Genomic DNA, 23,078 nt, shown 5'->3' on the forward strand with positions numbered 1-23,078 from the left:
GAGAGGAATCATCCATGAAATTTGTAGGTTTGATCGGAACCAATGCCAAACGATCCACCAATCGGCAATTAGTCGCGTTTATGCAGCGGGCGTTTTCTTCCCTTGCCGAAATTGAGATTTTAGAAATCAAAGATGTACCTATGTTCAATGAAACACAAGACCAAACAAATCATCCTGTGATCCAAACGCTGAACAGCAAAATTATGGAGGCAGATGGTGTGATTATTGCTACCCCAGAACACAATCACTCCATTCCTTCGGCTTTAAAAAGTGTGTTAGAATGGCTTTCTTTCAATATTCATCCTTTTGATGGGAAACCTGTGATGATCGTAGGTGCTTCTTATGATATCCAAGGATCGTCACGGGCACAATTACATCTGCGACAAATTTTAGATGCACCGGGTGTCAATGCGACAGTTATGCCAGGAAACGAGTTCTTATTAGGCCGTGCCCATCAAGCTTTTGATGAAGACGGGAATCTGAAGGAGCAGCGCACGATCGATTTTCTTGAAAGTTGTTTCCGCAAATTTATTCGTTTTACTGAAGTGGCGAACATTTTAAATGTACCGGAAGAAGTGTCTTATCAACCAGGGGCATATACAGTGACGGCACCGGGACATAACGGTGACTTGCCAATGGTGGTTACTGTGAGTGAAGAACGGATCGAAGCAATCGATATTGATACTTCTGGTGAATCAGAAGGGATCGCTGATGTTGTGTTTGTCAGAATCCCGCAAGAAATCATCGAAGGTCAGACCTTAAATGTCGATGCGATCTCAGGCGCTTCTGTGACAAGCAATGGTGTGGTTGATGGTGTGGCCAAAGCTGTGAAAATGGCGGGAGCCAATCCTGATGTATTGCGCAAACGGCCAAAAGCGGCTAGTGCATTGCAAACAGCAGACGAGACCTATACCACAGATGTCATCGTTGTAGGCGGTGGTGGTGCTGGACTAAGTGCGGCGGCCAGTGTGCTGCAAGCTGGAAAGAACGTCATCATAGTCGAAAAATTCCCAGCTATTGGTGGGAATACTGTACGCACGGGTGGACCGATGAATGCTGCAGATCCAACCTGGCAAAACGGTTTTGCTGCGTTGCCAGGGGAACGAAGTGCCTTAGAAGAAATCTTAACGCTGGATGAATCAGAAATCGATGCAGAATATCTGGCTGATGTTCAATTGTTGAAAGCGCAGATCGAACATTATTTATCTGAAACAACGCCAGAAGAAGAATACTTATTTGATTCTGCTTTATGGCATCGAATCCAAACATACTTGGGTGGCAAACGCAAAGATTTGTCTGGCCGACCTATTTATGGTGACTACAACCTAGTCAAAATTCTAACGGATGAAGCATTGGCTTCTGTGAAATGGTTGGAAGAAATCGGTGTTGAATTTGATACCAAACATGTGGATATGCCGGTAGGCGCCAAATGGCGCCGAGGACATAAACCTGTCAAAAATGAAGGGTACGCCTTTGTTTCCGCGCTACATGATTTTGTAGATGCCCATGGTGGTCAAATTTTGACAGATACACCTGTAAAAGATTTGATCATTGAAGAGGGTCAAGTCATAGGCATCGTTGGAGAAGGGCGAAATGGCCAAAAGGTGACGATCCATGGGAAGGCTGTTGTACTCGCATCAGGTGGTTTTGGTGCCAATACGCAAATGTTGAAGCAGTATAATACCTACTGGACAAACATTGAAGATGACATCAAGACATCCAATTCACCGGCAATCACAGGCGATGGGATCAAGTTAGGCGAGCGGGCTGGTGCAGCTTTAGTAGGCATGGGCTTTTCACAAATGATGCCTGTGTCCGATCCGAATACGGGTGCTTTATTTAGCGGTTTGCAAGTGCCGCCAGCAAACTTTGTGATGGTCAATCAAGTAGGTGAACGTTTCGTGAATGAATATGAAAGCCGAGATGTCTTGACGCAAGCAGCGATTGACAATGGCGGGCTATTTTATTTGATTGCAGATGAAGCAATCAAAAAAACCGCTTATAATACAAACCAAGAAAAAATCGACAAGCAAGTTGCGGCAGGTACCTTGTTCCGAGCAGATACATTGGCAGATTTGGCGCGCCAAATCAAGGTTGAACCGGATACTTTAGTCAAGACGATCGAAGCCTATAACCATTATGTCGACGCAGGAAAAGATCCTGATTTTGGCAAAGATGTCTTTGATTTGAAAGTTGTTCAAGCGCCATTTTATGCCACACCACGCAAACCGGCCGTCCACCATACCATGGGAGGCTTGAAAATCGATCCGCAAACCCATGTCTTGACGGAAGATGGACAGATCATCAAAGGACTATATGCGGCAGGAGAAGTAGCTGGCGGTATCCATGCAGGCAATCGATTAGGCGGAAATTCATTGACAGATATCTTTACTTTCGGCCGCATTGCAGGGAACACAGCCGTAGCAGAACATGTGTAGATAGGAAAATACGTACGCAGTTTGACATCTGCGTACGTTCTTTCAATGTGTATTTGTGAAGAAACGAACAATGGAATGGAACACAAAGAATGGAGGATAAAATATGGAAAACACGATTCATCGTTGGAGAATTTTGGCGGCATCAACAGCGGTGCTGCTATGTACAGGGGCAGTTTATGCCTTTAGTGTATTTGCAGCACCTCTTAGTCAGTTAAAAGGGTGGACAATGCCAGAAATTATGTTGGCTTTTACGATCAATGCCGCAGTTGGACCGATCACGATGATTTTAGGCGGTCTATTGACAGACCGTGGTTGGGCTAAATGGGTGATAGCATCTGGCGGTGTGTTGTTTGGATTGGGCTTCTTCTTGACGGGCTTTGCTACGTCACCAACGATGCTTTATGTCACCTATGGAATCATGGCAGGTCTGGGACAAGGGTTTGCTTACTCGGCTTGTCTTAGTAACACGATTCGTTTGTTCCCAGATAAACGTGGATTGGCTTCAGGGTTGATCACAGCTGGAATGGGTGGAGCAGCGATTATTGCAGCGCCGATTGCCAATCGTTTGATTGAAAGCCATGATGTACTTTTTGCCTTTCGTTTATTAGGGATTGCTTATATTGTGGTTGTTTTGGCAGCTACGATATTTATCAAAAAAGCACCCGCTGATTTTCAGCCTGCTGGTTGGCAAGTTACGGTTGCGGCCAAACCGCAGCAAATCAATTATACTTGGCAAGAAATGTTGAAAACCCCTATTTTTTATTTCGTCCTCGTCATGATGTGTGCGGGGGCATTCTCTGGCTTGATGATTGCGTCAAATGCTTCTGTGATCGGTCAAAGTATGTATGGCTTGACGCCTGCCGCAGCAGCTATTTATGTCAGTTTATATTCATTAAGCAATTGTCTTGGTCGGGTCATATGGGGCACTGTCTCTGATAAAATCGGTCGAACACAAACATTGATGATCATTTATGGTGTTGTTGCGCTGTCATTATTCATCTTAACGATTGGACGATCCACCCCGATTTTCACCGTCGGGATCATCGGTTTAGGTCTATGCTTTGGTGGTGTGATGGGCGTCTTTCCGGCAATCGTGATGGAAAACTATGGACCCGCCAATCAAGGTGTCAATTATGGTATTGTGTTTATTGGATATTCTACAGCCGCTTTCTTTGGTCCTCGCGCAGCAGCCAGCATCGCAGCCAACAACCAGGGTGACTTTACAAAAGCTTTCTATACGGCAATCTTTTTAGCCGTGGCAGGGCTTGCCATAACGATTTTTTATGCTATTATCAAGAAAGCCAAAAAACCTGCAGTCAGAATTGAATAGCATATTTAACAGCGGTCATCCTAGCGGGTGCCGCTGTTTTTGATTGTTAAAGTGTCCGGATCGACAGTAAAAAAACAGTCCTTCTTCAAAAAATAAGCACTGTTTCAGTATGAGAAGATGGCAAATAGCCTTCATCATTTATTCATATTAAACCACCTTTTTTTAATAAATCATGTTACAATGGAAAGGATGAGTAAAATGAAATTTTCGGAGGGATCAAATGACATTACGCAAAGAACGACGTCGATTGGAACAACGTCTTAAACGTACACAATATACCCAAAAAAGTATCACAGTTGCTACCACTCTCGTTGCGGGGTCAACCTTTATCCCGACACTAGGACATGCGGCAGAAAGTGCCACAACTGGATCGAAAGATACCCAAGCAGAAATTGCTGCACAAGGCGTAGAAACGACGGACACGTCAGCTGTCGATACAACAGAATCAACAGTCGTTTCTGAGACTACCGATCAGTCCGAAGTGACAGGAACAAGCGACAACGAGAATGAAACAACCAGCTCTGAGGTGATTGAAACAACTGAATCAAGTGAAACCGCAACAATTGAGGAAGAAACAAGTAGTGATACAGTTGATACGACTGAAACAACGACCGTACCAGCGATCAGCCGAGCGCTTTTAGCAAGGACAGCCATCGATACCACTGGGTTTATTGCGCAGATTTGCGGTTATGCAACCGAGGTAGCAGATGCCAATGGTTTGTATGCTTCTGTGATGATGGCACAAGCCATTTTAGAATCTGGTTGGGGTACATCGACATTGACAACTACTGCCAATAATATGTTTGGTATCAAGGGCAGTTACAATGGTGAGTCAGTAACGATGAATACATATGAAGACGATGGATCAGGCAATTATTATTTGATCAGTGCCAAATTCCGCAAATATCCTTCACTGAAGGAATCATTTCAAGACAATGCTTATGTCTTGAGAAACACAAGTTTTTCAAGTGGCAATTACTATTATAGTGGCGCTTGGAAAAGCAATACCACTTCTTACACACAAGCAACTGCTTGGCTTCAAGGGCGATATGCCACCGATACTTCTTATGCAAGCAAACTAAATAATTTGATCAGTACGTATAATCTGACGCAATATGATACGGGAAGCAGCAGTGGTAATAGTGGCAGCAACGATAGTGCGGCTTCAGATGAAACAGCTATCAATCAACAAATGAAGACAACCGCAGCGATGAATATACGCCAAGATGCCACCACTAGCGCAACCATCACTGGCTCTGTGGCTGCAAATACAACCATCACAGTCACTGCCTCAAAATCTGGGACAGCGGTAAATGGTACCACGATTTGGTACAAAATTGCAGGCAAAGGCTGGGTCAGCGGTGCGTATTTAACCAAAGTCAGCAGTGATTCATCCAGCAACAACAGCGAATCAAGTAATAATACAGGTAGCAACACAGCAATCAATAAGCAGATGAAGACGACCGCGGCAATGAATATTCGTTCAGATGCCTCCACTACTAGCACGGTGGTAGGCTCTCTTGCAAATGGCGCGACAGTGACTGCCACAGCGACAAAAACAGGGACATCTGTCAACGGCAACAAAAATTGGTACTACGTGTCGAGTAAAGGTTGGGTCAGTGGTGCTTATCTTACAGAAGTATCTTCGAATACCTCTAATAGCGGATCAGGCAGTGGATCAAACAGTTCCGATAACAGCAGTACAACAACCAATCAACAAATGAAGACGACGGCAGCATTAAATGTTCGATCTTCTGCTTCAACCAGCAGTAGTGTTGTAGCAACCTTGACACAAGGTGCAACTGTGACCGTGACGAATACGAAAACAGGTACGTCCGTCAATGGCAACAAAACATGGTATTATGTGTCAGGCAAAGGTTGGATCAGTGGGGCCTACGTGACAAGCGTAAATGATTCATCGGGTTCATCTAATTCGTCCTCATCGATCAATCAAAAAATGAAAACCACGGATACATTGAATATTCGTTCAGATGCCTCCACCAGCAGTTCAATTGCCGGTTCTCTAACGAAGGGGACGACGATTACTGTAACAGCAACCAAGACGGGGACAACCGTGAACGGGACAAATAAATGGTATTATGTATCTGGCAAAGGTTGGGTCAGCGGTGCGTATTTAACAACGGTTTCTGCCTCAACTAGTACATCAAATGCTTCAACCAGTTCAACAACGACCTATTATACTGTTAAATCGGGTGACAGTTTATGGGCTTTAGCACAAAAATATAATACCAGTATCAGCAACATCACTTCTTGGAACAAACTAAGCGGCAACGTGATTTATGTCGGGCAGAAATTGATTGTAGCGAAGTAAGGTGTTTTTCTACACTGAATGTAAAGAATCACATCTAAGATGTGAAGACAAAAAAACAGGGCATAAAAAGGAGCGTATTAGTCGTTGACTAAGCGCTCTTTTTTCGTCAAAATAGACAAAAGAATAAAGGTGGTGTGAGCATATGAAAAAAATTATTTATAAAGGAATGATGGATGGTCTAGCAATCGATCGTTCTGTGCGAGAACAAAAATATGATATGATCAAGCATTGGCACCCTGAATGTGAGGTACAATATTATGTGGAGGGGCATCGCTCCTTTTTTGCTGATGAAGACACGTTTCATGCACAAGGCGGTTCATTGATCATGATCAAACCGCACAGCGTTCACCATACATATTCAAGTAAAGAACGTTACCATGATCGAATCCTTCTCCTTATAGAAGCAGATAAATTTAAAGAGGCGTCGCTTTTTTTAGGTCAAGATCTAAACACTTTTTTTGAGCAATACCATGGCATGACCCAGATACCATCTGAGCAGCAGGCAGCCGTGCATCTATTACTCAAAAATATCGCGGATGAGGTTATTGAAAAAAAGCAAGGTTATCAACAGTTGATCAGTGTAAAGCTGATCGAGCTATGTTTGCTGATGCAACGGATACAAGACCGACATCAAACACATACGCATATCAAAACTTCTGGTACAACATCCGATGTGCGCATCGATCAGATCAAACAATATATTCGCGATCATTTAGCGGCAAAACCTTCGGTCCATCAAATAGCCGAAATGTTCTATGTGGATAAATCGTATCTTTGTCGGATTTTTAAAAAAGCAACCGGCTATACAATTACAGAATATAGTAATATTTATCGGGTGAAAGAGGCCCAGCGTTTGCTAGAAGACACTGATTTAAGTTTGGCTCATATTGCTGGTTTAACGGGATTCAACCATATTACCTATTTTAATCGTGTGTTTAATAAATACACAGAAACTTCTCCATTACAGTATCGAAAAAAGAAAATCAGTTATAAGGAAAGTTTGCGAGAAAAGAATAATCTATAGTATAACAATTGTGAAAATCAGCACAATCGTTTCTATAACGAGTTCAAAATAGTATAAAAATGGCTAGATTTTATCACACATTTGTGCAAGTATTTACCTCCTGTTGTCCACAGAAATCTTATTGGTTAGAATAAGTAAGCGAATACATTTTAGCTAAAAATGATAACGTGTGCATAAAGTGAAGGAGGAAACAAAAATGAAGAAAAAGCAACTTAAATTGATCGTTGTAAGTCTTTTCAGTGCATTGCTACTCGCTGGTTGCGGGTCTGGTAATGACACGGGTAACGGAACAAAAGATAATGATACGGTAAGTGATCCATTAGAAGAGGAAGTAACGATCAAGTTTTCATGGTGGGGTGCCGATAATCGGCATGATGCCATGCAAGATGTGGTCGATCTGTTCCAAGAAGAATACCCTAATATCACAGTTCAAGTTGAGTATGGCGCTTGGGATGGCTGGCAAGAAAAAACCTTAACGCAATTGTCTGGGAAAACTGAAGCTGATGTGATGCAAGTCAACTATAATTGGCTATTTTCTTTTGGCAAAGGGAAAAATATCTTTTTAGATCTGAATGAAGTGAAGGACTATCTTACTTTAGATAATTGGGAAAGTTCATTCTTGGAAGCCATGCAAGTGGACGGAGAACAAGCAGCAGTACCCCACGGTATGACAGGTCGCGTTCCACTAATGAACCAAGAACTTTATCAATCAAATGGACTAGATTTGCCATTGACCTATGATGATCTGTTGGCGGCAGCTACTGTGATCGCAAAAGATAATACGGCTACTGGAGAGGACAACCAATATGCGTATATGAACGTGGGTGAGTTTTCATTAGACTTATTCATTGCTCAAATGCTATACAATTATACTGGAAAAATCATGCAAACTGATGGGACTGTCAACTATACCATTAACGAAGTCAAAGATGTGCTTGAAAAATATAAAGCATTGGAAGATGCAGGGGCGCTGCCAAATTTCGTTCAAACAAGCCCAATTGATACAGAATCCAATCCACAATGGGTTGAAGGCAATGCCGGTTCCGTCTATGAATGGGCGAATTCACTTGCTAAATGGACGGCCTCTTACAAAGGCGGCGAGGCAATGGATGAAATGGTCGTTGGCGATTTTCTGCAAGTAGATGCAGATACGCAACCGAATATCTATGTGAAGCCTAATTTTGGCTATGCCATCTCTCGGAATACCAAACATCCAGAAGCTGCAGCCACATTTATTGAATTCCTCTTCACCAATGAAGCTGCAGTAAAGGCTTCAGGAGATGCATTGGGCATTTCTAGTAATAGTGTAACGTATGACTATCAAGTGGCAAATGAATTGGTTGAAGGTGCAGTCGCACAAGGTTATGAGAAATTGGATCAGTATGAGCAGACCGTATTAGACCCTTACTTTGAAGACGAAAATGTCCGTGGCGAACGCTATACAGTCTATGAAGCATATCGTACAGGGAAGTTTGATGCAGAAGAAGCAGCCCAACAATTTATTGACAAACAACAAGCTGCACTTGATAAATACTACCAAGAATAGATCCTTGAAAAGGAACGAAGTCGTTTTCGTGCAGTCGTTCCTTTTTTATTCTATTCGTCGGAACTTTTTAGAAAGGTTTCCTGAATGAACAAAAATGAAAAGAGGCAAGGAAAATGTTGAAGTCATCAAAGAAAACAAACTGGACGATCTATTTAATGCTATTGCCCTGGATCATTGGCTTTGTAGTATTTAAAGTCTACCCTATTGTTGTATCCTTTTATTATAGTTTGTTGGAGTATCCTATTTTAGGCGATCCGACTTTCATTGGCTTACAGAACTATATTGAAATATTTACCAAAGACGATACCTTCACTGCCAGTTTTTTTGCAACCATCAAGTATGTATTGATTGGCACACCCGCTGTCGTACTCGTTTCCTTTGCAGTGGCAGCGATTTTGAACTTCAAATTAAAAGGCGTTAATTTTTTTCGTACGGCGTATTATATTCCATCGATTTTGGGTGGAAATGTAGCTGTGTCTATTTTGTGGTCAATGCTGTTTGATGTAAATGGTCCGGTAAATACCATTTTAAGTGTTTTTACCTTCGGTGGAGATGTGGCGATCAATTGGACCAAAGACCCGAAATTCGCTGTTTTTACATTGATTATTTTGAAGACATGGCAATTTGGCTCAACGATGTTGATTTTTTTGTCGGCGCTACAAGGTGTCTCAAAAACGGTGTATGAAGCAGCTGAAATGGACGGGGCTTCTAAACTTCGCCAATTGTTTAGCATTACAGTGCCTATCATTACGCCGGTGATTTTATTTAATGCAGTGAATGTGCTGGTCAAAGCCTTTCAAGAGTTTAACTCCGCCTATTTGATTACCAAAGGCGGACCCAATAAGACCACTTATTTTTTAAACTTATACATTTATGATCAAGCATTTCAAAATGGAAATTATGGTTATGCCAGTGCATTGACATGGATATTGCTGGTGATTATCGGTATTTTCACAGTGATTATTTTCAAGTCATCCAACAAATGGGTATTTTACAATGATTAGGGGGAATAAGAATGGAAATGAGTAAATCCCGCAGACATATCAACGAAATCATTCGTTACAGCTTATTGGTTTTGGTGGGGATCATATTGATTTATCCATTATTATGGATGATTGGTTCAGCTTTTAAAGAAAATCGAGATATTTTTGGCAGCCTAAGTATTTTTCCGCCAAAAGACCGTGTGGTCACTTCCAACTTTGCAGATGCATGGCAACTGACACGTGATCGTTCGATTTGGTTCTTTTTTGGCAATACCTTGAAATTTCTGATTCCGAAAACAATTTTTACCGTTCTTTCCTGTGTGATCACAGCGTATGTCATTGCCCGCAAATCGTTTAAGGGGAAAAAATTTGTCTTTGGCGCAGTCATCGTGACATTACTGATGCCAGAATTGGCTTTTAGGATCCCATTGTATCTGTTGTATCGTGAAGTAGGGTTGCTTGATACATTTGCCAGTTTATATGTTGCGGATATGTTTGCTAGTTCCTCCTTTTTTGTCTTTATGATCATTCAATTCATGCGGACGATTCCAAAAGAATTAGATGAAGCCGCCGTCATGGATGGTTGCAATGAACTACAGATTCTTTTTAAGATTATCATACCAGTGATCAAGCCGATATTGATTACGGTCGCGTTGCTTAGTTTCATGTGGGGAATGAATGATTTTCAAGGCCCGCTGATCTACCTGAATAGTTCAGATAAAACAGTTCTCTCCGTAGCGCTCAAACAATTACTGGATGGTGAAGCGATGGTGTCATACGGGCGTGTATTTGCTGCTTCTTGTTTGGGTCTATTGCCAATGATCGCTATTTTCTTTATGGGATCTCGCTACTTTGTTGATGGCGTTGCATCAACAGGTAGTAAAGAATAGGAGGGAAATAGGATGATATTCAAACGGATTTGTGCACAATTGATTGATTTTGTGTTGGGGATTTTAATGATATATCTGGTGTTTGTGGTTGTGATACCATTGTACGCTGGTTTTTTGCCAAATGATTTTTTAACTGTGTTCATCGCAATTTTTTTGATGGGGCTCTTCTATTTTGGTTTGCAATATCCATTTATGCAAAATCATCAGACACTGGGCAAAGCGTTCTTTCATTTGGTGATCATATCGACGGATCCTTACCGCAAAGATGTGCCCGTGGCAGTGATCATCCAAAGAGAAATTCTATGTAAAATGATGAGTTGTTTCTTTATATGTGCGCCGTTACTTTTTGGGAAAGCAGGCGGACATGAAGAATCAACGCATACAAAAATTGTTCAGCTTTCCTAAAAAGGAGGAACCCTTGGAAAAAATAGCAGTATTTTTTGATCAATTGTTAGACAAGTCATCGCCACGATCACCCATTTGGAATCAAGAGGCGTTGATGGAAGACAAAGAACTGTCATGGAGCTATATTGATGGTTGTATGATTTTAGCTGTGCAAAAAATGTATAATGTGACAAAAGATGTGAAATACCTAACCTTTATGGAAACCTTTATTGATTTCTATATTGATGAAGAAGGCAATCCACTAGGATTTGAAGAAAGTACGTATAATAGTGATGCCATCAACGAAGGCAAGGTCTTGTTTCAGCTATATGAAATCACACAAAAAGACAAGTACCGCAAAGCAATCGAAAAACTCTATCGGCAAGTTCGTTTACAACCACGTACATCAGAAGGTAGCTTGTGGCATAAATTGATTTATCCGCAGCAAGTGTGGCTAGATGGTTTATATATGGTCCAACCTTTTTCAGTAATGTACGAGCTTCTTTATCAGAAACAGCCAGCAATCGATGAGATCATGCTGCAATTTGAAATAGTGGCAACAAAAATGAGGGATGCGGCCACTGGTTTGTTTTACCATGGATATGACTGCAGTAAGCTGGCATTTTGGGCGGATGATAAAACAGGATGTAGCAACCACTTTTGGACAAGATCTTTAGGCTGGTTTGCGATGGCGTTGGTGGATACAGCAGCGTTTCTTAAACAAAGTGATCGCTTCAAAAAGGAACAAGAACAGCTACAAATGTATTTGCTGTCGCTATTGGACGCGCTGCTTCCTTTTCAAGATTCGACTTCTCATCTATTCTTTCAAGTGACCGATGAAATCAACAGACCAGGGAACTACCTAGAAACAAGTGGTTCAGCAGCATTTTCATATGTGATGTTGAAGGGGTATCGCACGGGATTGTTGACAAAAGAATATGCCTTGATAGGGGAACGGATATTGGCTAGTTTAACTGATTTGAAATTGGATGACCGTCAAGAAGGCTATGTATTGAAAGATATCTGTTTGGTTGCGGGATTAGGCGGTATGCAGGGGAAGGGAACGTATAAAGAAAGAGATGGTTCTTTTGCTTATTATATTTCAGAACCCATTGTTGAGAATGATGCCAAAGGAATTGGCCCTCTTGTCTTTGCCTATACAGAATGGTGTTTATTGAATCAGCAGCATCTCATATAGACTGACAAATTGAGTAAGCGCAATCAAATCATTTGTGACATCTTATTATCCTACGTTACAATAAAGAGGTAGATTCAGTTGATGACACAACGGATCACGCATACATCTTAGCGAGCGAAACGTAAATATAATAAGGAGGATTTCAAATGACAAAGAGAAACCTAACGATTATTGGTAGTTACGATACGCGCACAGAAGCATTGCCGGTGATTGAACAATTGACAAATGAAGGGTATGGCAAAGATGACATCGTGCTATATGCCAACCAGGCTGTGATTGATCAATTTGATTTAGATACGATAACGGATGTAGATGTAGAAGAAGCAGCAGCGAATGAACATGACCGTTCACTCTGGGACAAAATCAAAGATGCTTTTTCCTTTGGGAATCATGACTTTGAGAACGAAGACGATCCTTTATTTGGTTATCGGAGTGATATTGAACAAAACAAACTAATTGTAGGGGTCTATGATTACCGACCAATGGATAAAGTAGGCGATTCTGATGCATCAACGACAATCGATACGCCACTTCCGGGAGAAACAGCGTTCCCTGATGAATCGGTTGAACCTGCACCACGTTTTGGAGATAGTGATATCGAAGCGCCGATCCATGACCCGAATCATTTGCGTAATTTATGATCAATTACTGAGCGCCAGTAGTTGATTGAAGCGACTATGTCTAGCAATCAAGTATCTGCAAGCCGTCAGATGGTTTTCAGATACTTGATTTTTTTTGAAAAAAAACCTTCAATAAAACTTTGACATCTTTGACAACAAAACTTAATTTGTTGACGTTGGTCTTTTTTTGTATAATATAGATAGAAGATAGTTTGTTGTATGAAATCTAGCCATCAAAAATGGAGAGAGGCAGGGCAGACGATGAAATTCAAATTTAATTTACAATCAGCGCTTGTCAGTTGTGGCGTTGCTGTTTTCTTAAGTATGGCCATCAATCAAGATGCGAATGCATTCGTAGCAGCACCTTTCGTGCGGAATGCGACCAGCAGTTCTTCTGAAGCCCCTGTCCAAACGGCAAGCAGTTCGACTGCTGAAACAACAAGCACCAGCAGCATCTACTATGAAGCAAGTGTTAGTACATATAGTGAAATCCGTACAAATCCGCAAAGTGAAGAGGCATCATCTAATGTGTCTTCAGAGTCAATCAGTCAGTCGACGGTCGAAGAGGGCACATCATCTTCGCAAGAAGTACAGAGCAGCGCCTCCTCTTCTAGTAGTCTATCTGATTCAGAATCATCTGGTACATCATCAACATCCAGTACATCCAGCAGTTCTTCAAGTACATCAGAAACACATACAACCTCTTCTGAATCTAGTTCTTCCAGCAGCACTAGTTCAGAATCTTCGACAAGCACTTCAAGTAGTGAAGAAGCAGAGGAAGAAAATACGGGCAATTCTGATTTGGCAATCGAAAATCCAATTGAGCAAGGATCATCAAATACAAAGAATCAGCATGAAGCAGTCGTAAATGTAAATAAATAAGAAAACACCTTGTTTGGTGATCCTTTCTGTCGTTGCATCTAGTCAATGGGTAAGAAGTGATCCGGTAAGGTGTTTTTTGACGGGAAAAAATCGATTGATTTGTAAGCATATCTAGAAGGAAATTGCGTAGTTTTCGCTATAATAATCTCAAAGGAGGCGTCGTATGGGAAGGTATTTTAAACATTTTGAAAAAATGATCAGTGTGATCGTTGATATTATGCTGGGATTATTGGTCTTGCTTGTTTTGGTCGTAATGGCTGAAGCCATTTATAAAATCGTGCTCCATGTCATTCCATTAAGCGAAGTGAGCGATTTGTCCTTATTGATCGAAGAAATTGCGACATTGTTTATTTTATTAGAAATCATTTTGATGTTATTGCGATACGTAAAAGAAGGGCATCATATACCGGTCAGATATTTGATCTTGATCAGTATCACAGCGATTTTAAGAGAACTGCTATTGGCACAAGGAAAAGGATTAGAAACACTATTCTTGGCACTGGCTATTCTGGTATTGATTTTTGTTTTACAAGCATTGGAAAAACTAAAAGCTTTTCACAGTTCTAAGGAGCTGTAAACGCATCTTTGTCTACAACAAAACAGCAGCATCACCAACGAGTTATGTTTGGTGGTGCTGCTGTTTTAGTTTAGTCAGCAAGTCGGTGCTTTCTTTTTGCAATTGCGCACCGATATCCGTTTGCGCGACCAATATTCGTTCGCTTTGACGGACAACCAATCTTTTTTGACTCACGATATCGATGCGTTCTTCGATCGCTTTTTGGCGATTTGTGAACGATTGATGGGCAGCCAAGGTCATGCCGAAAGAATTTGCCAACAATGTATACCCGGCGATGCCAGTGACGGATTGATAGGAACGGGACAATCCGCCATCGATCACCAACAACCGACCGTTGGCTTTGATCGGTGTTTCCCCTTTACGCACTTTGACAGGTGTATGGCCATTGATAATATGCCCCGTTGCGGCCAAACCGAAAGCTTCTAATAGCTGACAACAGAAATTCTCCTCTTCTCGCAAAGTATAGTAGGCATTTTTTTGTTCTTGATGGGTTGCAGGATCGGCAATAAAGTAGCGTTCAAATGTCTTCATCGCTTTTTTGCCAAACAAGGATGAGCCTTCACCGCACCACAAATACCAAATCATATCGGTTGCCAAGTCATCTTGAATGTGAGGTGCGGCTAAGCTTTGGGTCATACACTTTTGAAAGAAGAGCAGCAATTCTTTGCCTTGATAGCTTTTTTCACCAAAGGTAAAGGGGAGGAATGCACCATTTTCTTGACAAGGAATGCAGCCATGAAAGAGCAGGTTGCCATTGGATAGGTGAAACAGTGTTCCTTTTTCCGCTAAGAAATGGAGATGTTGTTTTAATCTTAGAGAGGCATGGAACTGCATCATCAAATCATTGATGACCGCTTCTTCGTCAGTGGTCAAACGATAGGGCTCTTTGCTATCTACTGTTTGAAAGCATGCGTTGATCAGAGGATAATCTTCATCCATGTGGATAGTCCGCCGATTGGCATCGATCAAGTGCAGCAACAAGCGATCGTGCATATTAAATTCTGGATGCCTTTGAATGACTGCAGCTTCTAGTTTAAATTGAATGATCGTAAAGGCTTGTTGCAGCAGCATGGCATCTTGTTTTTGTTCCCTAGATAATGCATCGACTGCATCTCGCGGATAAAAAGCGGGATTTTCGCTATAATGCTTGCGACTAAATGCAATGGCAGCAGACAAATCGATGCCATATCCCTCTTGCAATAATGTTAAATTGCCATAACGCGCTGCTATACGCAGCACGTTGGCTAAACAAGGAAGCGAACCGCAATAACTGCCGATCCACAGGATATCGTGATTGCCCAGTTGGATATCAAGAGAAGGCAATGTCATTAGACGATCCATGATTTTATCAGGTGCGGGACCGCGGTCATAGATATCACCTAAGACATGTAAATGATCAACGACAAAACGTTGAATCAAAAAGGCCAATTCTTGACAAAAAAGCGGCGCGGTATCTAAAGCAATGATTTGTTCAAAGATGGCATTGTAGTAGGCTTCTTTATTGAAGTCCGCATCGTATTGGTACAGCAGCTCTTCCAAGATGTAGGCGAAGGCAGGCGGCAAAGCTTTTCGGACTTTTGAGCGAGTATACTTGCTGGATGTATAGCGGGCAACTGTCACCAATTGTTCCATCAGCGTTTGCCAAGCATGATCATCTAATTGTTTTTCTTGCAAAAGCTCTTCGGGATAGTAAATCAGAAAGCACAGTTCAGTTTGCTCTTTTGCAGACAATGCATCACCGAACAAGTCAGCGATTTTTTCACGGATACGACCGGAGCCATTGCGTAAAATATGGTCGAAGGCATCATACTCGCCATGCAGATCACTGACGAAATGCTCAGTTGCTTTAGGCAGTTGTTGGATGGCGGCCAAGTTGATGATCTCTGTCAAATAGGCGAGTTTCTCTGTGTCAGTCATAGCGGTTGCCTTTGAGGTCTTCTTCGATCCATAAGGCGCTTTCTTCAATTGACCGTTGACTTACATCGATCATCGGAATGGCTAATTTTTGGAACCAGTCTTCCGCATAAGCAAGTTCTGTTTTGATCCGCTCCAAACTTGTATAGTTGGTATCTTCCTTTAACCCCAGCGAGAGCATCCGAGAACGTCGAATGGCAGCCAATGCCTCAGCACTCGTTGTCAAACCAACCATTTTTTTAGGATCTAGTGCAGCGATTTCTTGCGGCAGCGCCACTTCTGGAATCAGAGGCAGATTGGCTGTTTTATACCCGCGGTTCGCTAAGTACAAGCTCAATGGTGTTTTCGATGTCCGGGAAACCCCCAATAAAACCAGATCGGCATCAAGAAAACCACGGGGGTCTTTGCCATCATCATATTTGACTGCAAACTCCATAGCAGCGACGCGGCTAAAGTATGCTTGATTCAAACGATGGATCGCACCTGGCTCTTGGACCGCAGGAACCCCGAAGCTGGCTTCGATCAAATGGGTCAAAGGTGACATCAGATCCACATACTTCAACCCCGTACGATGAGCAAATGTTTCTACGTAAGCGACTAAGTGTTTGTTCACTAATGTAGTCACTACGATGGCTTTTTCAAGTAATGCGTCTTTCAAAATCTCTGTCAAACTGTCTTCATCTTTGATAAATGGAAACAACTGAATGTCGGATAAATCAATTGTTGGAAATTGTGCGGAAACTGCTGCAATCAGTTTTTGGGCCGTTTCGCCAACTGAATCTGAAATCAAATACAACCGAATGTTTTTCATATGTTTACCCCTTTTTTAAAATGATTGATTTTCACTTTCAAGTCCAGCTTGAATAAAGAAGTGCATGATTTTTGTTTTGGTGATTTTTCCGATGACTGTTTTTGGTGCTGCTGGATCGATGACTGGCAGTGTATCGATCTCGTGTCTGCTCAGTAGCGTGCCTGCTGTCAAAATCGTTTCTTCGGGCGTGATAGTGACAATATTGGGCATTCTAGTCATGATCATAGCGACAGGCGTTTTCTCTGGTGCTTGAGCACTGATCGAAAAGCGCAGCAAATCCTTTCGTGAAAGAACACCAATCAATTCCTCGGCTTCATTTTTGACGTACAGCGAGCCAACATCGTACATAAATAAAGTAGTGACTGCTTCATACACAGATACAGTCTGCAGAATCATCAATGGGGGAATCATGATCTCTGAAACTTTGACGTGGTATAGTTTTTCAAACAGTAAGGGTTCGACTGTTTGGCCGGTATAGAAATAGCCGACTTTCGGTCGAGCGTCCAATAAACCAGTCATGGTCAAGATGGATAAATCATTTCGCAGGGTGGCGCGACTCAACCCAAAGTGCTTGGCGATGGCTTCTCCACTTATGGGTTGATGTTGTTTGACAATCTCGATCATTTTCAATTGTCTTGATGTTAATTCCAATGTGTCACTCCCTTTCTCTAATGTGATATACTATTTAGTATAGTAAGTTTTGCATAAAAATGCAACTACAGAAAACATATGCGACCATGATTAAGAGACAATTGTTGTTGCAAAAAGTGTTCTCGGTTATCATTTGGCCATTTTTTTGATAGACTTAAATCATCAACGATAAGGGGGAAGTATCATGGAAACAATCGAACTAAATACGGGTATCCAGATTCCTGTGATCGGCAGCGGTACGAATACTTTTGGTAAAGAGAATAAAGACTATCAAGGAACGATCAACAATGATACCACCGAATTAGCAGCAGCAATCGCTGCAGGGTATCGACATTTCGATACGGCCATCGCTTATCGAAATGAAGCAGTCGTGGGGAAAGCTATCAAAGAAAGCGGAATCGACCGAAGCGCGTTTTTCATCACATCTAAAATTCCCGGCACACCAGAATATACGAAAGATGCAGCCGCAGTTAAATCCGGTGTGGAAGCGAGTTTGTCTGCCTTGCAAACGGAAACCATCGATTTGTATTTGATCCATCATCCGTGGGACAATTTAGAAGAAATCGCTGCAGTCTGGGCTGTTTTGGAGGCCTATGTCGACCGCGGGATCCTCAAAGCTATCGGTGTATCTAATTTTCAAGAAAAAGAACTAGGTTACCTACTAGAACATAGTCGGATCAAACCTGCCATCAATCAAATAGAATCTCATCCAGGGAAATGGAGTGATGGTATCATTGGCTATTCTCTATCAAATCAAGTCGTGCCTGAAGCTTGGGGACCACTTTCGAGGATCTCTGATTCAGCCAAAGAACAACTCACTGTGATTGGGGAAAAATATCAAAAATCATGGAGCCAAGTGGTCTTGCGCTACCAAATCGAACGAGGTGTGGTGGTGATTCCTAAATCTCATTCAGCCGAACATCAAGCCGCGAACTTAGCCATCTTTGATTTTTCTTTGACAGATGAAGAAAAAGAAATCATCAAAGGTTTGTAAATCATTTCTTTCAAACACTTAGGACCTAGCGTTCTAAGTGTTTTTTTCTGTCCAAGATCAAGAACTGAGGACTTAATTTTTACATAGAACAACCGATTAGGAGTATTAGGCAGTGTCTGCAGAACAAGATACTCTGTTGATAAATGAAATTTAGACATAAAGGAGTGGCACAGACGTGAAAAAAAGAAAGAAGAGTATAGGACTCTATGTCATGCTCACATTAGTATTGGTGGCAGTGATCCCAATCATTGTTATGCTGACAAGTTCCTATTTGACTACTAAGAACTTATTGATTGAAAGAAATGATTTGAACAAAGAAAGTGCAGTGAATCTTATTTTGGCAGAGGAGAAAAATCTGCGGAAGTCTACAGAGGATAAATTGAAATCCCTTGTTGAATTGCCTGCTTTGAAAAATGAGTTCAGCATGGGAAGGATTCGTACAGATTTAGCCTCTGCGATTGCTGGGACAAACAGTTTTTTGACTACGACTTTCGGAACTGAAGATGCGGAATATATTTCTTTCAACCCACTGCCAGACGATTACAATCCCACGATTCGTCCGTGGTATAAAGGGGCGATCAAAGCTGAAGGGAAAGTGTACTGGACAGCGCCATACTTAGATACAGTGTCCAATCAGTTCGTTACATCGGCATCGATCATGGTCAAGAATTCCCGCAACCAAGTAGGCGTATTAAGCGTAGATGTTTCTTACGAAGGGATCCAAAATATTTTATCTGCCTTTACTGTTGGACGAACAGGAAATGTGTCTCTGGTCTCAGAAACTGGTGTTGTCGTCATCTCGAAAAATACCAAGCAAATCGGCAAAAATATCAAAGACGAAGAAGTGTTCAAAAAAATCAAAGCCGCAACGAGTCCAACCGGTATGATCCAATTATCAGATTCGAACAAAGTCAATGATATTCTTTATGATAAATCATCCGATTCAAATGTATGGGCGTATTCAGAAGTCCAAGCCAATGATTTAGAAAAAGAATTAGGTTCGCTTGTATGGTCGACGATCATTGTTACCATCATTATGCTGGTATTCGTTGTGCTGGTGGCCTATGCAGCAACAAAAATCGTCGGGGCGATCATCGACCACTTTAATCACTATTTCAAAAAAGTGGGCGACGGACAATTAGAAAAAATGCACCGCAAGAAAAATGCACAGGATGAAAAAATATCCTTCCATGTATTGGCAAGACAGATGGTCTACCCAGATCAAGAAGGCAATGAGATCCAGCAAATGGCAGACAATTACAATTATATGATCGAGGGTACAGGTTCGCTGATCCAAAAAGTCCAAAAAGAAAGCAGCAGTGTGGCCACTATGTCGGATTCGCTATTGGATCTATCTAAGCAAACCAATATTGCCACTGAAGAAGTATCACAGACGATCACCGGTATTGCTGAAGTGACAGGCGCCCAAGCGCAAGAAACCGAGTATAGTGTCTCGCAAATGCAAAATCTCTCTCATGTCGTGAAAGAATTGCGAGAAAATGTCGGTGGAATGAGCAGCAAGTCTCAAGAATCAACCAAAATCAATCAAGAAAACTTGACCATCATGGATCAGGTCGATGACAGTTGGCGGCAAGAATTGGCACATATGGAACAATTGATGCACAACATGAATGGTATGAATGATAATATTCAAAATATCAATTCGATCATTGGTGTGATCAATGATATCGCCTATCAAACCAATTTACTCGCATTGAATGCCTCCATTGAAGCGGCTAGTGCAGGGGAATCTGGCAAAGGATTTGCAGTGGTTGCGGCAGAGATTCGTAAGTTAGCTGAGCAAAGTAAAGCCTCCACAAAAGAAATCGAAGCAATTATTGAACAGATCCGAGATCAATCAAGCCAAATGGTCAAACAAACGACCGCATCTCTAAAAGGCGGCGAACGTCAGACCAACCTGATCAAAGAAGCAATCTCTTCATCAAAAGAAGTCTTTCAACGCAGCAGCTTTATGATCGACGGGATCCATCATATCGAAGAAGCGAGCGTCCGGATCGAGACGATCCAAAACAGCGTGCTAGAGAATTTGGAAAATATTTCTGCTTCAACAGAAGAAAACGCGGCAGGTACACAAGAAGTATCAGCCAATGCTGAAGAAGTGATGGCCACGATGGATGAGTTTACAAATCATGTAGCTGATCTAAGAGATATTGCCGAGTCTCTGAAGGAATTAACGAACAAGTTTGATGTACTAGATTGATCCAACTAAATCAAAAAGAGCCATTGCCGCGGCATCTATCCCGCAGCAATGGCTCTTTTGTCGTAAAAAAACCTCTAGCCACGCTGCAGGTGCGCATGGCTAAAGGATGAATGTGGAAAAAGTACTTATTCATTTTCTGTGTTCGTTCGTTGGATGATCATTTCTACACGCCGATTTTCAGAACGGCCTTGCGCAGTTTGATTGTCTGCTTTAGGCTCGGTATCGGCGAAAGCTTGGATCGCTGCATTCTTTTCAAGAATCACGCCCTTGGATATAAAGTAATTCATCACCGTGATCGCACGGGCAGAACTTAGCTCCCAATTGGACTGATAACGGCCAGTCCCTTTTTCGGGAACATTGTCGGTATGACCTGCAATAATGATTTTATTTTCTTTTAATTTTTTCAACGAAGTAGCCAAGAGATCCAATGATTGTTTCGTAGTTGCTGTCATATCGGCACTGCCTGAAGCGAAAAGAATGCTGCTGGCAAGGGTGATATGCAAACCGTCTGATTCCAATTTGACTTCGGTTTGGTCTTTTAAGCCGGAATCTGCCAATTCTTGGGTCAATTGCGTACTGATGGTCTGGAGTTGCTGATTTTCCAGTTGGGCCTGGGTAGCGGCTTCTTGCGCTTGTGCTTCGGCTGATGTTGTCGCTTTTTTATTGGTTGTAGCGCCCATATCGATGACTGAACCAATCACTGAAGACGTACTGTGATGGCTAGAAAGAATGGTGCCAAACTCGCTTTTGATTTCTTGAAACTTTTTATCATCCACTTTTGCCATGGCGAACATCACGATGAATAAGGCCAGTAAAAGGGTCAACATATCTGAGTATGGCAAGAGCCAAGCCTCGTCTACGTGCTCTTCATGTTTCTTTTTTCGTTTCATAGCATGTGCACTCCCTAAGATTCTGCCCGCTTATTTGGTTCGATCAAACTGTACAATTTTTTCTCGATACTTTTTGGTGACTGCCCAGCCTGGATGGCCAATACACCCTCTACGATGATTGACATGACCTGCACTTCTTGCTCAGATTTCAAGGTCAATCGTGCGCTGAAAGGAATAAAAAGGACGTAGCCGAAGAAAATCCCGTACAAGGTTGCCACAAACGCGGCTGATATCATATGACCGAGGGCCTCAACATCTTCTAAATTTCCTAAAGCACCAATCAACCCGATCACGGCACCTAATACCCCAAGTGTCGGGGAACTTGTGCCGGCCGTTTTAAAGATCGAGGCGCCAATGCGGTGTCGATCTTCGATACCGTAAATCTCATTTTCCATGATTTCTTGAATCTGTTCAGCGGCAATGCCATCTACAACCATCTCTAACCCTTTCTTCAAAAACGGATCTTCCAAGTTTTGAATGGCACCTTCGAGAGAGAGCAGCCCGTCGCGACGAGCTTTATTTGCTAAATCCACGATATCAGTGATCGTGGTTTTTAAGTCATATTCTTTATTGCGCAAGAGTACCCCAAAAATTTTGGGAATCCGTTTGATATCACTGCTAGGAAATGAGTTTACGACTGCTGCAGCTACGCCGACAAAAATAATGATCGCGGCGGCTGGATTGATCAGTACCGCCACATTGGCGCCTTTAACGATCATTCCAACAATAACTGATACTAGTCCTAAAACAATACCGATCAGTAAGAAAAAATCCATCCTTTGTATCCTCCTAGCGTCATTCCACATGATTTTTTACCTATTTATTTCTATCGGCAGGAAATGACCGATGTTAAGTGTAAAAAAAATTTTTTTGTGAAAAATAACTAAATTATATTTTTATTTTAATAATATTTTGTTGTTTATTCTTGTGAATTACATAAAATTTGAAAATGGTCTAGTTTGTTTTCCTAAAGTGTTCTAGCATGTGATAACGTTTTTTTAAAAATGGCTTCCTCCTTAGATACTAATGGAATTATCATCAAATAAAAAAATAATAATGGTTATTTTGGATAAAGGATGTTTTTTTATTAATGAATCCTTGGTAAATAATCATCCTCATCCAATCTATAAACCGCTTTATATTTATTTGGTAATTTTAATAACTTCTCCTCAAATCCCTATGAAACAGCGTTTAACAAATAACAGAACAAACTTGTAATGCAAATGTCATCACCGTAAACATTAAAAAATCAAATTGTAAAATAAATTTAATTCTACTATAATGACATCACGTCTTCTTGTTTTTTTAATAATTAGCAAAAAAATAATGAAAATCATGAGTTTCTGTCCTATCAAATGAAAAACTGTATTGGTACAGGAAGTGAAAAGGAGTT

19 protein-coding genes are annotated in these 23,078 nt (G+C 41.6%); 14 read left to right on the forward strand and 5 right to left on the reverse strand.

Features of this window, described 5'->3' with window-relative positions; genetic code table 11:
• Window positions 1–14 precede the first annotated feature (14 nt).
• The 12 genes from AEQ18_RS13935 (at window position 15) to AEQ18_RS13990 (ending at window position 14,204) form a co-directional block, all read left to right on the forward strand.
• Window positions 15–2,438 (forward strand): flavocytochrome c, encoded by a 2,424-nt coding sequence (locus tag AEQ18_RS13935; RefSeq protein WP_054116958.1) that lies wholly within the window; start codon window positions 15–17, stop codon window positions 2,436–2,438.
• A 103-nt stretch (window positions 2,439–2,541) separates the two neighbouring features.
• Window positions 2,542–3,768 (forward strand): L-lactate MFS transporter, encoded by a 1,227-nt coding sequence (locus AEQ18_RS13940; protein WP_054116959.1) that lies wholly within the window; start codon window positions 2,542–2,544, stop codon window positions 3,766–3,768.
• A 220-nt stretch (window positions 3,769–3,988) separates the two neighbouring features.
• A complete protein-coding gene (locus AEQ18_RS13945) occupies window positions 3,989–6,100 on the forward strand; it encodes an SH3 domain-containing protein (RefSeq protein WP_054116960.1) in 2,112 nt (703 codons plus the stop codon).
• A 142-nt stretch (window positions 6,101–6,242) separates the two neighbouring features.
• Complete coding sequence (locus tag AEQ18_RS13950) at window positions 6,243–7,124, forward strand: helix-turn-helix transcriptional regulator (protein ID WP_054116961.1); 882 nt, start codon at window positions 6,243–6,245, stop codon at window positions 7,122–7,124.
• A 196-nt stretch (window positions 7,125–7,320) separates the two neighbouring features.
• Complete coding sequence (locus AEQ18_RS13955; RefSeq protein ID WP_054116962.1) at window positions 7,321–8,670, forward strand: ABC transporter substrate-binding protein; 1,350 nt, start codon at window positions 7,321–7,323, stop codon at window positions 8,668–8,670.
• A gap of 113 nt (window positions 8,671–8,783) precedes the next feature.
• On the forward strand, window positions 8,784–9,674 hold the full coding sequence (locus tag AEQ18_RS13960) for a carbohydrate ABC transporter permease (RefSeq protein WP_200908927.1): 891 nt from the start codon (window positions 8,784–8,786) through the stop codon (window positions 9,672–9,674).
• Between the two features lie 11 nt (window positions 9,675–9,685).
• Window positions 9,686–10,543, forward strand: coding sequence for a carbohydrate ABC transporter permease (locus tag AEQ18_RS13965; protein WP_152911927.1), 858 nt, complete (start codon window positions 9,686–9,688; stop codon window positions 10,541–10,543).
• 12 nt (window positions 10,544–10,555) lie between these two features.
• A complete protein-coding gene (locus tag AEQ18_RS13970) occupies window positions 10,556–10,948 on the forward strand; it encodes an RDD family protein (protein WP_054116963.1) in 393 nt (130 codons plus the stop codon).
• A gap of 13 nt (window positions 10,949–10,961) precedes the next feature.
• A complete protein-coding gene (locus AEQ18_RS13975) occupies window positions 10,962–12,125 on the forward strand; it encodes a glycoside hydrolase family 88/105 protein (RefSeq protein ID WP_054116964.1) in 1,164 nt (387 codons plus the stop codon).
• A 146-nt stretch (window positions 12,126–12,271) separates the two neighbouring features.
• Window positions 12,272–12,766 carry a general stress protein gene (locus tag AEQ18_RS13980; RefSeq protein ID WP_054116965.1) on the forward strand — a complete coding sequence of 165 codons (495 nt, stop codon included), beginning with the start codon at window positions 12,272–12,274 and terminating at the stop codon, window positions 12,764–12,766.
• Window positions 12,767–13,006: 240 nt separating this feature from the next.
• On the forward strand, window positions 13,007–13,627 hold the full coding sequence (locus AEQ18_RS13985) for a hypothetical protein (protein WP_235505551.1): 621 nt from the start codon (window positions 13,007–13,009) through the stop codon (window positions 13,625–13,627).
• Between the two features lie 163 nt (window positions 13,628–13,790).
• Window positions 13,791–14,204, forward strand: coding sequence for a phosphate-starvation-inducible PsiE family protein (locus AEQ18_RS13990; protein WP_054116966.1), 414 nt, complete (start codon window positions 13,791–13,793; stop codon window positions 14,202–14,204).
• A gap of 42 nt (window positions 14,205–14,246) precedes the next feature.
• Here AEQ18_RS13990 and AEQ18_RS13995 read toward each other — a convergent pair whose 3' ends face one another.
• From AEQ18_RS13995 to AEQ18_RS14005, 3 genes are read right to left on the reverse strand one after another with little or no spacing between them, the layout of a single operon-like run.
• Window positions 14,247–16,121 (reverse strand): fructose-1,6-bisphosphatase, encoded by a 1,875-nt coding sequence (locus AEQ18_RS13995; protein ID WP_054116967.1) that lies wholly within the window; start codon window positions 16,119–16,121, stop codon window positions 14,247–14,249.
• The gene (locus tag AEQ18_RS14000) at window positions 16,114–16,929 is read right to left on the reverse strand and encodes a pyruvate, water dikinase regulatory protein (protein WP_054116968.1); all 816 of its coding nucleotides are present in this window, start codon (window positions 16,927–16,929) and stop codon (window positions 16,114–16,116) included. The genes AEQ18_RS13995 and AEQ18_RS14000 overlap by 8 nt, the downstream gene beginning before the upstream one ends.
• A gap of 15 nt (window positions 16,930–16,944) precedes the next feature.
• The gene (locus tag AEQ18_RS14005; protein WP_054116969.1) at window positions 16,945–17,580 is read right to left on the reverse strand and encodes a helix-turn-helix transcriptional regulator; all 636 of its coding nucleotides are present in this window, start codon (window positions 17,578–17,580) and stop codon (window positions 16,945–16,947) included.
• Window positions 17,581–17,764: 184 nt separating this feature from the next.
• Between AEQ18_RS14005 and AEQ18_RS14010 the strand changes: the two genes are divergently transcribed.
• Window positions 17,765–18,574, forward strand: a complete 810-nt coding sequence (locus tag AEQ18_RS14010) for an aldo/keto reductase family protein (protein ID WP_054116970.1) — start codon at window positions 17,765–17,767, stop codon at window positions 18,572–18,574.
• A 211-nt stretch (window positions 18,575–18,785) separates the two neighbouring features.
• Window positions 18,786–20,795 (forward strand): methyl-accepting chemotaxis protein, encoded by a 2,010-nt coding sequence (locus tag AEQ18_RS14015; protein WP_235505552.1) that lies wholly within the window; start codon window positions 18,786–18,788, stop codon window positions 20,793–20,795.
• Window positions 20,796–20,920: 125 nt separating this feature from the next.
• Here the strand turns inward: AEQ18_RS14015 and AEQ18_RS14020 are convergent, their stop codons facing one another.
• Together AEQ18_RS14020 and motA are read right to left on the reverse strand one after the other, a co-directional pair.
• Complete coding sequence (locus AEQ18_RS14020) at window positions 20,921–21,685, reverse strand: OmpA/MotB family protein (protein WP_054116972.1); 765 nt, start codon at window positions 21,683–21,685, stop codon at window positions 20,921–20,923.
• A gap of 14 nt (window positions 21,686–21,699) precedes the next feature.
• Complete coding sequence (gene motA, locus AEQ18_RS14025; protein WP_054116973.1) at window positions 21,700–22,461, reverse strand: flagellar motor stator protein MotA; 762 nt, start codon at window positions 22,459–22,461, stop codon at window positions 21,700–21,702.
• Window positions 22,462–23,078: the final 617 nt, after the last annotated feature.

The sequence above is a fragment of the Enterococcus sp. RIT-PI-f genome, assembly GCF_001297065.1.
In the GTDB taxonomy this organism is placed as follows: domain Bacteria; phylum Bacillota; class Bacilli; order Lactobacillales; family Enterococcaceae; genus Enterococcus_D.